The following is a 13,887-nucleotide window of genomic DNA, read 5'->3' on the forward strand; positions in this document are numbered from 1 at the left end:
TGCGGCGTCGGCATCGATCTTCGCCACGAAATCGGCGTTGGATTGATATATACCGCTGTTCGTGTGGAAATTACCCGTTCCGAGAGAAACATTGCCCGTCGGCGACCAATAGCCGGCGTCATTCTGGACACCGTTACCGCTCGTGCTGTTGAGATAAAGAGCGTCGCCCGTAGCGGCAGTGATACTAACCGCGTTTCCGCCGGTCGTAACGATCGCGTTGCCGCCATCGTAAGCACTTTGCAACGAACCGCTACCACTTCCACCACCGGAGATATCTGCGGTCGTCGTGCCGTCGTAATAGTATAGTTTATCGTCGGTGCCGACATAAATGCCCTTATCGCCGGAAGCTATAGGATTCGCGGCCTGCGGATCGAGAACGAGGCCGGTCGGATCGATTAGACCGTGAACAGTTAATTTGCCATCGACTGTCGCGTCGCCGGCAACGGTCAGGTCACCGTCGGTAGTGATATCGCCGTCACAGATATTAACATCCCCTGCCGGTGTTCCCGGTTCGAAAATCATAACATCGTCCAATAAAACACCATAGCCATATTCGCCATAAGCCACAAATCTTATCCAATAGTCCGCGCTCGACGATGGAAGCAAGATCGATTCCATCGTCCATGTGGCGATATTTATAGTATAACTGGCAAGTAAAATCCACGAACCTGCTGCGGCGTCTCTATAATAAACCTGCAGACTATCTTGATCCGAGGACCAAAGTTCCTGGGTATGCCAGAACGATAAAGTCGGGGTCGTAAGCGATGTAATATCCATCGACGCGGTATAGAGTTCGGCGCTGTTTCCAGAACTAGTTGTAATAAAGCTAGCCGAATACGAACCCGCATGATAATCCGTCCCCTCCTGAGCCCAGTTTGTGCTGCCTGTTAGTATGTTGGCTGTCCATCCCGTGGGAGGAACGCTTGTTTCGAACCCCTCGTCGAAAAGGATCGTGCCGATACCGGCGGTACCCTTGAATAGCGCGCAACCGTCAACCTCGATATTGTCGTCAAGGTAAATAATATCAGCTTGAGCTTGAATGCTATCGGCAATAAGCTCGCCCATAACCATTAAGTCATCATCGACAACCAGAGTGCCAACACTCGCACTGTAAAGGGTCTCAGCCTCGATAAATGTCGTCATCAAGCCATGATCATATATCTGAACGGCAAGCTCCTCATCGATCATGAAGTTATGCTCTTCGGAAGAGGAAGACGGATCGGGGGAATAATACATGCCGAAACCCTCACTGCCGTCGCCGTACCAAATATGGGCACGATAATCGAAAACAATCGAGTCTTCTATTTCGATATTACCATCGATATAAACGCTGTCGTCGAGGTAGATGATCCCGCCCACCGCTTGAATGCTGTCGGCGATAAGCTCGCCGAATACCTTAAACTGCGCCATCGCGACCATCGTGTCGGTGGTAAGACCGCTGGCCATCCAGAGTGTATCGATATTCGCGACTCCGCCGCCGCCCCATGTCGTGTGCCATGAGCCGTCCATCCAGATCGAATCCTCGATCCATATCGCGTCGCGGAAGAATGTATAATCCTCGCGCGCTTCGATAGTGTCCGCGACGAATTCGTTCGCATAGAGCTTAGAATCCACCCAAACGGTGTCGCCGAATGGGTTGAAGATCAGCGGTGTGGCGACGAATAGATCGGAGTATATACCGCCGTGCACCGTGACATCGCCCACCGTCTCGATGGCCGGACCACCGCCAAGATTCTGGAAGAAGGCGGTCGGATCGATAGGACTCGCGTTTATAGCGCTAATCGCCGTGTCGCCCATCGTCGCATCGATGAAAACCGGGCCGGCATCGGCCAGAATAACGCGACCGCCGCCGGGGGTAAGATAATCGTATGCGCCGTCGAGGCTGCTTGTAACGCCGCCACCCGGCCATGCGGTAATCGAGACACCGTTGAGCGTCATCGATGTGTTCGCATTGACATTATTGCTCGCGTAGACATTCGTCGCGATGACCGAATCGGTGGCTACGAGATCGCCGGCAACGCGGACATTGTCGTCCATTTCGATGACATCGCCGGCCGCCTGAATACTGTCCGCAATAAGTTCACCCATGACCTTGAGCGCCTCATCGACGACGACCGTGTCGTGGCGCGTTGCGTTGATCGTGTCGAAATCCACAACGCCGCCGGTCGGCCAATCAGTGATCGTAACGCTATTTAAAGTGAACGTTCCGCCGTCGATGTCGCCATCGGCGTCGATATCGCCCGTGCAGATATTAACGACAGCGGGAGCCGCGCCTAAAGGAGCTGAAACTAAAACATTATCGATCATCCAATACCACGCCCAAGCGCTATTGTCGTTATAAACGAACATAACCTGAAAAGCCGCATTAATATACGGCGATATATCAAATACTTCTTTGCTATACGTATCTGCCTGATAAGTGTGAAGTAGAATCCACGCAGACCCATTCCATACATAAAGATTGCCGTAGTCTGTACCCGAAAGCCAATCGAAGTGGTTTCCAAAACTGAGATAAACCGTGGTGTAAGAACTAAGATCAATAACTGGTGACGCAAGTGAGGCCCAAACATTAGTACCAGAACCGGCATTATCAGAGTCAATAATCGGGAATGTGCCAGTAATACCGCTCGCGGCGTTGGGAGTTATCCCGCCGGGATTTATATCGTCCCAAACGAAACCGGAAGCAGAACTATCGACAATAGTCCAAGCGGATATCCCGCCGCTCTCGAAATCCTCGAAAAAGACTGTATCCATGGGAATAGCTCCGCCGCCGAACGTCGCGCAACCGGCGGTGATATCGCCGTCGACCTCGATATTGTCGTCGAGGTAAATGACAGGGCCGACCGCCTGAATGCTGTCAGCGATAAGTTCGCCCATGACCTTGAGCGCCTCATCAACGACGACCGTGTCGTGATCCGTCGCGGTAATCGTGTCGAGGCGGGTGATGGAGACCGGCCACGATGTAATCGTATAGTCGAGCGTGAAGCTGCCGGCTGCAACATCGTTGTCGGCGGTAACATCGCCGTCTTCTATAGTAACCCGATCGACAATTATCGGCATGTCGCTGAAAGTCATCCGAAAATCCGGGCGTGAAGTAGTTGAAGCGAGGGCAGTCATCCAAGCCGAATCGCTATAGCCTCTACGGCAATAGTTATTTACCGTTTGAGTCGTATATCCCCAACTCGGACCACCAGAACCATAGCTAGTTGATTGATAACCATGCTGGAAGAGTATCAAAAGATTGGATGTTCCATCGTATGCAAAATCAGTAACGTCAAATTCATACCAACCAGCAACCTGCGGAACAACCTCAGCATCAGAAGAATAAACGAGTGTCGCGCGTGAAACATCCCATGTTTCAGGAACTGTATCCGTTGTTACCTGTACAAACCAAATTTTGAGAGAATCGTAAGTCCATGGATCGGTAGAGCTAGGTGTTACTAAATAGATTCCGAGCTTATCTAAATTCATTGGACCTGTAGCACCTATTTCCGGAGCATGCACAACGCTGACATTCCTCGCGTAGTGATACCAACCCGCAAGTGGTACCCAAGTTCCGCTGCTTGTGCTCGTGTTGGTTATAATCGAGCCTTCGCCAACCGTGGCAGTCCCGCCGACGATTCCCTGTCCATCGATCCAGAAATCGGCATCCTGCGCGGCGGCGTTTTGATTCTCGACATAGCTTCCGCCGGAACCGCTGCCGAAATCCTGCCAGTCGGTGCCATCGTGCCATTTGAGGTTGCCGGCCGCATCGTCGTAATAGACTTTACCCTCGACGCCCGCCGGAGCGGCTGGTTGCGGCTGGAAGGTAACGGCCTTCGGGTCGAGTTCGCCAAGTATCATAGCGTCGCCGTGCTCATCGACGCTGAAAACGACCACACCTGTGTCGTTTTTTACTCTGAATTCTTCGTCGGAAGCACTGACGTTCTTGTCGAGTTGAATTTTAATGTCGTCGTTCGACCAAATATCGCCATTCATGCGAAGGTCGCCCGAACAGAAAATCGCCGGGCCAGCTCCATCATTAAAAACATATAAAGCCGGTTCAATGTCGTCGTTTGTGCGAAGTTCGACCGCTCGGCCATCGGTCGCCGTGCGGATATCGACCGGTCCGCTCGCGTCTGTGATAATATTTTCGTCTAAATCGTATGCGCCTTGAAGGTCGTTCGGCAAAAGGTCTGTCGCAACATAATTGCCGAGGCTGTCGGCCTTTATGGCATAATGTGCAGAATCCACATAGAGTGCTGCAAGTGCGTAAGGAACTGCCGCAATAACAACTCGTGGGCTCATAACATATCCGCCCTCGATCTCCAGTTCGAGATAAAGGTTATCATCGAGATCGGTTATAGTAAGTTCGACTTCATATTGAAGATCGAACAGCCCCTTAACGACGGGAACATTCATTATTGTGTCTCGGTCAACCATAGTGCCCGCTGTAGAATCGTCATAAATACGCACGATCATATCTAGCGAATCATTAACACCTACTCCAGAGACATTAGTCAATTTGCCCTGATAGTTAAATAAATTCGGCACTGCAAGGGCTGCAGTTACCATAAGCATTATAAAAGTGAGCGAAAAAATCTTCTTCAATTTTCCCCCTTTTTGCGAGTTTGAACAAACCACAATGAACGCAACATAAAAAATATCGCGTTTTATTCTCAAAGTTAATTTAATACAAAAAAAATAAACAAGCAAATTGTTTTTTATATTTTAACAAATATCTTTGGAATTGATTTTAATACCTTTTATCATTACTTTCGTTTGTTAAAATTAAATTTAGGTTAGGTAAATTATGATTAGAAGCATGACCGGTTATGGGCAAGCTACAACTTCAGTTGATGGAATAAGCATTGTAGCTAAGACTAAATCGCTAAACGCACGCTTTTTGGATTTAAGAATTAATCTTCCGGAGGTTCTTTCTGACTTGGAATCAGAAATTGCAAGCTCGGCAAAGAAATATAGCTCTAGAGGAACAATAACCATTCAGGTTGAACTCATTACGAACAACAAGATGATCCTATATGAGGTTTTCCTCGACGAAGCACTTCTTTCAAAATATATCTCTTCAATGAAAAAATCTCTTAATTTGGACATATCCCTCACACCCCGAGATATAGTCTCCTTACCGGATGTCCTTTCTACACGACTCAAAAAAGATACCTTAGAAAAACTCAGAAAACCGGTTATAAATACAGTTAACGAGGCTTTCTCTAGGCTCATCGATATGCGATCAACCGAAGGCAGTTCCATGTATGATGACTTCGTTATACGGCTGGATAAGATATCAGCTGTTGTCGAGATTCTCGAACAGCGCAAGGATAAATGCAAGGAGCGATTTATCGGTGTTATAAAGGAGCGTGTCTGCGAAATTCTTAAAGCACAAGTCGAAATCTCTGAGGATAGGATTTTGCAAGAGGCCGCAATTTTATCCAGTAAGGCCGACCCAACGGAAGAACTCATTAGGCTTAAAAGCCATGTTAACCAGTTTAAAGATGTGCTCTTAGAAGACAAGTCTGTTGGAAGCAAACTGAAATTTCTCCTTCAAGAGTGTAATCGAGAAGCCGATACAATAGGCTCAAAAGGCGCCGATCTTGAAACCTCGAACTCTGTTATTATTGTAAAGGAAGAACTCGAGAGAATAAGGGAGCAGATTTCAAATGTTGAATGATAAAGAAAGGCGAGGTTTCCTCTTCGTAATTTCCAGTCCGTCTGGAGGCGGTAAAACAACGATATACAAGGCTCTACTTGCAATAGGTAACCCTTTTGCTTTCTCCATTTCGGTTACCACTCGCAAACCGAGAAAGGGCGAGATAGATGGCATCCATTATCATTTTATTGATGACCAACAATTTACTTCTATGATCGAAAACGATGAACTAGCTGAATGGGCGGAAGTGCATGGCTACCATTACGGAACGCCGAGAGTGTTCGTCGAGGAGGCCTTTATGGAGGGCAAAATAATGATCCTCGAAATCGATGTTCAAGGTGCGATGCAACTTAAAGAGCATTACGGGCGTGACGCAGTCCTCGTCTTTATCGCACCTCCATCCATTAAAGAGACTGAACGACGACTCAGGGCTAGAGCTTCTAATGAAGAAAATGATATCGCCGTTAGATTGAATAATGCTAAAGACGAAATTAAAAAAATAAATGAATTCGACTATTTGGTTTTTAACAACGAATTGGATGATGCCATTTCGGATGTCACCGCAATAGCACAAGCTGAACATCTTTCTTACCATAGATTTTCAAGTAAACTGTGGCCTGAAAACGAATAATTTATTGGGATAGGTTGCAATTTAGAAATTTATCGTTATTTTACCGCCTTATAAGATTATATTATGTCGATATAGACACAATTATGTAGTGTGGAGGGAAAAATGGATAAAGACCAATTTCTTTACGATGTCAAAATCGAGGGCATTACTAAATACGAACTGGTTCTTCTAGCAGCACGCAGGGCTAGAGAAATCAACGAAATGCGTATCAATCTTGAAAAGAAGCATGAAACTCGTCTTATTGAAAAGGAAAAACCCACAATAGTGGCGATGAAAGAAATATTAGCTGGCAAAATCGGATATGAATTCCACGACCCGGACGAGCAGACAGAAGAAGCTCCTCAAAGAGGAATGAAAAAAACTGTTTAATTCCATATGTCTAAGAAAAACCTTGTTATAGTCGAATCTCCCACAAAATCTAGGACGCTGAAAAGGTTCCTCGGCGATGGATATGAAATTATCGCGAGCGGCGGCCATCTTAGAGACCTTCCTGGCGAACGCCTTGGAGTCGATATCGATCTTGATTTCAAGCCGGAGTACATCTCTATTCCCGGTAAGCGCAAAATTATCGCTAATCTTAAGCGTCAGGCCAAGGAAGCTGATTTCATCTTTCTCGCCTCGGACCCGGATCGCGAAGGCGAGGCCATTGCCTGGCATATAGCCCAACTGATTCGTAAACCTGATAAGCAACTCGGACGAGTTCGTTTCAACGAAATAACCGAGAAAGCAGTTTTAGAAGGAATAGCTCATCCAACGTCCATAGATATCAATAAAGTCGATGCTCAGCAAGCACGAAGAGTTCTCGACAGACTCGTCGGCTATCAGGTCTCCCCTTTTCTATGGAAAACCCTTTATAAAGGCCTTTCTGCGGGAAGGGTTCAGAGCGTTGCTTTGCGACTCATTGTCGAACGCGAGAGAGAAATCGAAAAATTCGATCCACAAGAATATTGGTTCCTCTATGCGGATATTAAAGCAAAAGGCGAGAAGTTTCGCGTTAAAGCTACAAAATTCGAGGGCAAATCGCTGAAAATTTCAGATAAGACTTCGGCAGAACAACACAAGGCTGAACTCTCTAAACATAAATTTATCATAGCTAATATACAGAAAAAAGCACTATCCAAATCGCCACCACCACCCTTTATAACAAGCTCGATGCAACTCGCGGCCGCAAGGCAGATAGGTTTTTCAGCCAGCAAAACAATGCTCGTGGCACAGCAGCTCTACGAGGGTGTCCCTCTTGGAGATGAAGGTCCTAGTGGTCTAATAACTTATATGAGAACCGACTCAACACGCACCTCCGACGATGCGAAAAAAGCCTCTTTGGCATATATTACAAAAGAATTCGGCAAAAATTACTTCAAATCAAGGACTTATAAATCTGGAAAACTCAGCCAGGATGCACACGAAGCGATCAGACCGGCTGATGTTTTTAAAGCACCTGATTCGGTTCGACCTTATCTAAACAAGGACCAATTTCGTCTTTACAATCTGATCTGGAAACGCTTTCTGGCCTCGATGATGGCAGATGCAAAGTTTAGTCAAGTTAAGCTTATTATTGAAGCAGGGCCTTATGAGCTTTCTGCTACAGACCGAAAACTCGTTTTCGATGGATTCCTTAAACTTGTAGAAGTCGAAAAAGATAATGGTGACGAGGATGATATTGTTAAATTCCCGGAGCTTAAAAAGGGAATTGATCTCGAATACCTCGATACCGAAGCAACACAACACTTCACTAAGCCTCCCCCTCGATTCAGCGAAGGCACATTAGTTCGTGAGATGGAGCAAAATGGCGTCGGCAGACCATCGACTTATGCGCAGATAATCTCGACTATAACCCATAGAAAATATGTTTCAAAGAATAAAGGGAAGCTTCTACCTACTACTCTGGGAAGAGAGGTTTTCGATCTTTTGGAAAAACTCTTTCCCGGTCTTTTCGAGATAGATTTTACAGCAAAGATGGAGGAAGACCTCGATAAAGTCGAAGAGGGCAAGCTCGATTGGATACAGTTGCTCCGTGGTTTTTACGAAGATTTCGAACCTATGCTAGGTAAGGCCAACAAAAACCGATCGAGAATAAAAAAAGAATTGGAACAGAAGACCGACCACATATGTGAAAAATGCGGCAAACCAATGATTATTAAATGGGGCCGTTATGGCAAATTCTTAGCGTGTAGCAATTTCCCGGAATGCAAGAACACAAAACCGATCGATGAAAATGGCGATCCAGTTCCTGAAACAACTATAGATCGCAAATGTCCAAAGTGCGGAAATGCCTTGGTAATCAAGCATGATAGGCATGGCCATAGATTCCTCGCTTGTAGCACATATCCAAAGTGTAAACACACTGAACCTTTCGACACCGGTTTCAAATGTCCTAAAGAGGGCTGTTCCGGGCATCTTGTCGAAAAACATACTAAACGAAGTAAACACTTCTTTGGATGTAGCGAATATCCAAAATGCGATTTCGCGAGTTGGGATCCTCCTATCGAAGGCAAATGCCCTTCATGCGGCTGCGAGACTATGTTTTTATCTGTGAGAAAGCGTGGGACATTAAAGAAGTGCGGACGATGCTCATATAGTGAGCCGGTAGATGAAAATGCTCGAACAGACGAATAATGAACGAATCTATCTCGCTAACCTTATTAGCGAATTTCTCCTATATATATCGAAAGAGCGACATCTCAGCCCCAACACTGTGGCATCCTACAAGGTGGATCTAACTCAATTATTGGATTTTCTTACCGACAATTTTCCTGAAGGACTTATTAATCCAAAAAATATCGAGATAGTTGACTTAAGAGGTTTTCTTGCTGGGCTTAAACATGCTGGTTATTCCAAACGAAGTATTCATAGAAAAATAAGCTCGGTTCGCAGTTTCTTCGCTTTCCTTTATAGCCGAGAAATTGTAGAATTTAATCCGGCTCGTTACTTAACCTTGCCAAAATTAGAAAAAAGATTACCAAATTTTCTCGATTTCGCACAAGCAAATGAAGCACTCGAACTTCCGAATGACTCCACTCCACTCGGTATTCGAGATAAGGCTATTATGGAGGTGTTATACGGCACTGGCATCCGAGCCTCGGAGCTACTTGCAATCGATAAACACCGACTGAACTTAGAAAACAGTGAGATTAAAGTTATTGGAAAAGGGAACAAAGAAAGGATAGTGCTCATCGGTGAACCGGCTATCGAAGCAATAAAGGATTATATTCGTATCCGTCCCGATTTGCTTTCTGAAAAAAAGGAAACGGCATTCTGGTTAACAAAAAGCGGCATGGAACTCAACAGAAGAGACCTATATAATATAGTCCATAAATATTTAAAACAAGTAACCGACGGCAAAGCCTCCCCTCATGTTATGAGGCATACATTCGCCACCCATCTTCTTGACTGTGGAGCAGATTTACTAGCGGTGAAAGAGCTTCTCGGTCACGAATCGCTTTCGACTACCCAAATCTATACTCATCTCACAATCGAACATCTGAAAGAAACTTATCGTAAGGCGCACCCCAAGAGCAGATCGTAGTTTATTGTTAAAAGCTCATTTATACTGAAGAAATGTGAAATTCGAGTATTAAATGCAGTAAATCAGCAAGATATCCATTTATGCGAACTCTGTAAGACGAAATTCCTTCAAGTTTATTATTTCCCATAAAGTCATTACATATCTTACTTTCGCTGTATTTAAAATTGATACGATTGTCTCTTGACTTATCTGATTTAGGCTCCTAAATTGTATGTTCAAACTATTTATTGGAGGTTAGTATGCACGGTTTTGAAAAAATGCTCGAAATGATACCTGATAATGTTAAGGCCGTCGTCGGGAACTCGACACGAATTCCCGTAGTAAATTCGAGACATGTATTTGATGCTTTAATCGACGAGCGTATAATTATTATGGCCTGCAACTGCCGCATACCGCACGTCATTCCCGGTATTATGCGAGCTTCAGAGGAATTAGATGCTGTTGTATGTTATGAACTTGCCAAAACAGAGGGCAATATTGATGGTGGCTATACTGCTCAAACTCCATCTCAATATGCCGCTACAACTTTCGAGTATGCCGAAAGAACTGCTCTTACTAAACCGTTTTTCGTTCATGCTGACCATTTATCCGTGAAAAATTCCAGCGAGGAAGAATATAATAGCACAGCAAAACTGATAACATCCCAGATAGATGCCGGCTATACTAGTTATGCTATTGATGCCTCACACAACCCTCTTCAAGAAAACACAGATATAACAAGGCGTCTCGCCCGCCCAATTTCCGATATGGGATTCGGACTCGAAGTCGAGGTCGGCGAGATAGCAGGGCTTCTTGGGAAACTTACTACTGTCGAAGAGGCAATATCATATATCAGCGATCTCTGTGATGCTGGCCACTCTCCCAATCTCCTTGCAATATCTAACGGTTCCAAACATGGGAATTACTCTGTTGACGAAGAGGTTCATATAGATCTTGAAAGAACCGCTGAAATCTTCACTTCAATTCGGCCATATGGTGTTGCTATAGCACAACATGGAATCACAGGCACACCCCTATCACTAATTGGAAAATTCGCGGATTTCGGTATTCGTAAGGGAAATGTTGGAACAAACTGGCAAAACATTGCTCATGTTAATCTTCCAACTACACTTTTCGAATCCATGAAGACGTGGGCCGAGGTTGAAGGAGTAGATATTAAAAAAGCTACTAAGAAGTTTAAAAATGAAATCGATTCCATCGATGAGAAATATAAGAAAAAGATAGCAGACGAAGCCTATATCTCCGCAAAAGAATTTATTACTGCATTCCGCGCCGAAGGCAGCGCTTCTAAAGTAATTAAATATTTCGAAACGCTTTAAAACCAGATATAATTCGGCTCAAATTAAAAAGCGCTTGGCCATATAGACCGAGCGCTTTTTTTAATATAGTATTTTTATTATACTGTTTTTATACTATTCTTCCTCTTCATCCGGGGGTATGACCTGAGCCTTAATGAACTCTATTGTCGAACGGATCACTGTTTTTACCTGATCTTCGCTATCATCCATCAGATAAAGTGGAAATCCAAAATAGGCTGTCCTATAACTTGGAGTCACATAGCGAACTGCGATCGGTCCACCACCATAATTGGTCGAATCCATTGCATCAGCTGTTGCACTGAGACCGAAATTATATAGAATCTGTGTATAAGGACTTCCGCCATATGAAGGTGGCCTAGAACCAAGCCGTTTCACATATGGAATTTGGCCATCGGGAACTAAAGAAGAATCTATTACCAAATCGGGGTATTCGGATGCAGGGAGGCTCGTATTCCTTGAACCATAAGAGAATATCGCACGGGCGTATCCCTCTCCAAAATCTTCAGCTATCCCGAAAAAGTTATAGGAAGGCACAAAAGCCCATGAATCAGATTCTTTGTTGAAGCAATCTCGGCCATCTACAATAATTCTTCCCCCAACTTTGATGTATTCCATTATCTCATTGAGGAATCCCTCGTCCATTTTGAAATTATAAGAACCATCTTGATCGAGAATATAAAGTATATTGTATTCTGAAAGCACGGTTCTATCGACTTCTAGATCAGCATAACCGGATGTAACCGAATCCCAATCTGCGATAATTCCATCACTTTTCAAGCCTTGAAGCACATCGGTATAATATTGACGAACATTACTCAAATCATCGAACATGTAGAACCAGCTCTCGTTCTGATCGATCAATAAAACCTTGTGATTGGGATATGTCCCATCGGCGTATTGTTCTAGAACACTCTCTCTGGAAATATCGAAACTCGGATGAGCAATTTGAATAATTGCTGTATCCGCCACACCACTGTAAAAAGCGTCATCTCTGACTTGAATAATAAATCTATATTCGCCAGTTGGGACATTACCCTTCATCATTGTCGAGGTATTACGAATCCAACCATCGTATTCATCGAATCCAGAAATAACACCTCCAATGGAATCCTCTGAGAGGGAAGATAATGCAATTACATTATCAGCTGTATTTTCAAGAAACCACTTATACTCCAGAAGAATCGAATTATCAGGATCTGTGCCTCTCCATGAAACCTTAATCCCATCCCAGCTATAAGTAGTATCATCAAGACACCAGAATTCGCCGCCATCGAAATCTTCTGTAGTTATTTCACACGTATCTGGAGGTAAATTACTGCGATAGAATGTCCCACACTGAATATCTGAATTTGCTCCTTCGTAATCAAGTGCGCGAACACAGAAAAGATGTTCAGTAAGTTCATCTTGGACAAGAAGAGATAAAAATATTGTATCGCAATTGGCGTCGGTTTCGGTCCAAAATATACTATCTCCGCTTTGATTAAGAACAAACGTCTGTTGAGCCAGAAGAGTGGGATCATCTTTCAGGGCATTGAATACCGAATCAGGAACTCCTTGATCTGAACCTGTCTGTTGCTTTGGCAAGTCTATATATTCGTAATCATAAACTTTACCATCAGTATCGAACCCCTGCCAGCATATAATAGGAGCAGCTCCAAGAGTGTCGCCATCGATCGGATTGTTGTATAAAATAACAATGGGATCAATGTTTGTATTTTGCTCACCTTGATATCCGCATCCGTTCAACATAGCCATAATAAGCACGGCTATAGCGAGAATAGAATAAGTTGTTTTTGATATTCTTAACATAGTCACTCCTAAAACTCAACGCCGAGGCTAAATCTATGAACAAGAAGCAGTTCTTGCATTTCGCTCAAAGAATAGTCGACCTTGAAAACTGTGGAAGAAACCGGAATTTTTGCCCCTGCACCGACTCCGAAAAAATCGGCATCCCACGCACCGAATTTATATCCGGCGCGAACAGCAAACATATCATTATACCAATACTCAGTTCCAACCTGAAACTTCTCGAGATTATCGTTGGGGTGGCTTCCGTTACAACCCACAGTGAGTTTATGGGGCCCCGACTCATAAGCTTCCATGGCCATCCCAAAATGGAAGGCCATCGGCAGTGGATAGGCATTCTTCAGCATTGTTACATCAGGGCCGAAGTTACAAAAGTTCATGCCTATTCTGAGGCCACTAAAAGAGGTGAAATATAATACACCTATATCCATCGCCCAGCTATGAGCAACAACATCGGCATAATACTCACCCACATATTTCCAAGTTAATCCAGCGGAAAAGCGGTCGGTCATCTTTCTCGAATATGTCAAACCAATTGCTAGATCGGAAGCCGAGAAAGTGCGCCCGGTACCTTCCGGCCTACCAATCGTTCTTTCTACCATATCCCCGGTTGTAAGGGCAATAACGCTTATTCCCACCACGCCACCTAACTGTGTAATAGGTATTGCGAATGCTGCAAACTCATGGCTAATACCAGCTGCCCACATCGTATGCGTAAAAAGAACTTCCTTACGCATGAGATTCGTGAGACCGGCGGGATTATAATAAATCGCCGAAACATCGTTTGCAGTAGCTAGGAATGCGTCTCCCATACCTACGCTACGAGCACCGATGGGTATTTCAAGGAATTGGGCCGATGCCGTCCCAACCTTAGCCTGCGCTAACAAAATCGCCGGCAATAGTAATAAAATTACTCCGATTATACGATATCGTCTCATGATTCTCCCATTATTTAATA

At 44.5% G+C, this 13,887-nt stretch carries 9 protein-coding genes; 6 read left to right on the top strand and 3 right to left on the bottom strand.

The annotated features are described in order from the left end of the window. Positions 1-4,590 (bottom strand): hypothetical protein (locus tag KAH81_07440; protein MCK5833487.1); only part of this gene is annotated, 4,590 nt, incomplete at its 3' end. A 202-nt stretch (positions 4,591-4,792) separates the two neighbouring features. Between KAH81_07440 and KAH81_07445 the strand changes: the two genes are divergently transcribed. The 6 genes from KAH81_07445 to KAH81_07470 all read left to right on the top strand — a co-directional run bounded on the left by KAH81_07445 (position 4,793) and on the right by KAH81_07470 (position 11,123). Further along, on the top strand, positions 4,793-5,668 hold the full coding sequence (locus KAH81_07445) for a YicC family protein (GenBank protein ID MCK5833488.1): 876 nt from the start codon (positions 4,793-4,795) through the stop codon (positions 5,666-5,668). Continuing rightward, positions 5,658-6,278, top strand: a complete 621-nt coding sequence (gene gmk / locus KAH81_07450) for a guanylate kinase (GenBank protein MCK5833489.1) — start codon at positions 5,658-5,660, stop codon at positions 6,276-6,278. The genes KAH81_07445 and gmk overlap by 11 nt, the downstream gene beginning before the upstream one ends. A 102-nt stretch (positions 6,279-6,380) precedes the next feature. After that, positions 6,381-6,647, top strand: a complete 267-nt coding sequence (gene rpoZ / locus KAH81_07455; protein ID MCK5833490.1) for a DNA-directed RNA polymerase subunit omega — start codon at positions 6,381-6,383, stop codon at positions 6,645-6,647. A 6-nt stretch (positions 6,648-6,653) separates the two neighbouring features. Further along, entirely contained in the window at positions 6,654-8,894 is a 2,241-nt protein-coding gene (gene topA / locus KAH81_07460; protein MCK5833491.1) for a type I DNA topoisomerase, read from the top strand. After that, a complete protein-coding gene (locus tag KAH81_07465; GenBank protein MCK5833492.1) occupies positions 8,869-9,804 on the top strand; it encodes a tyrosine recombinase in 936 nt (311 codons plus the stop codon). The genes topA and KAH81_07465 overlap by 26 nt, the downstream gene beginning before the upstream one ends. 257 nt (positions 9,805-10,061) lie before the next feature. Beyond that, the gene (locus tag KAH81_07470; protein ID MCK5833493.1) at positions 10,062-11,123 is read left to right on the top strand and encodes a class II fructose-bisphosphate aldolase; all 1,062 of its coding nucleotides are present in this window, start codon (positions 10,062-10,064) and stop codon (positions 11,121-11,123) included. A 93-nt stretch (positions 11,124-11,216) separates the two neighbouring features. Here the strand turns inward: KAH81_07470 and KAH81_07475 are convergent, their stop codons facing one another. Together KAH81_07475 and KAH81_07480 are read right to left on the bottom strand one after the other, a co-directional pair. Then, complete coding sequence (locus KAH81_07475) at positions 11,217-12,932, bottom strand: hypothetical protein (protein ID MCK5833494.1); 1,716 nt, start codon at positions 12,930-12,932, stop codon at positions 11,217-11,219. Positions 12,933-12,940: 8 nt separating this feature from the next. Next, positions 12,941-13,887, bottom strand: a 947-nt coding sequence (locus tag KAH81_07480; protein MCK5833495.1) for a PorV/PorQ family protein, incomplete at its 5' end; no start/stop codon positions are given.

This window comes from bacterium (assembly GCA_023145965.1).
In the GTDB taxonomy this organism is placed as follows: domain Bacteria; phylum UBP14; class UBA6098; order UBA6098; family UBA6098; genus UBA6098.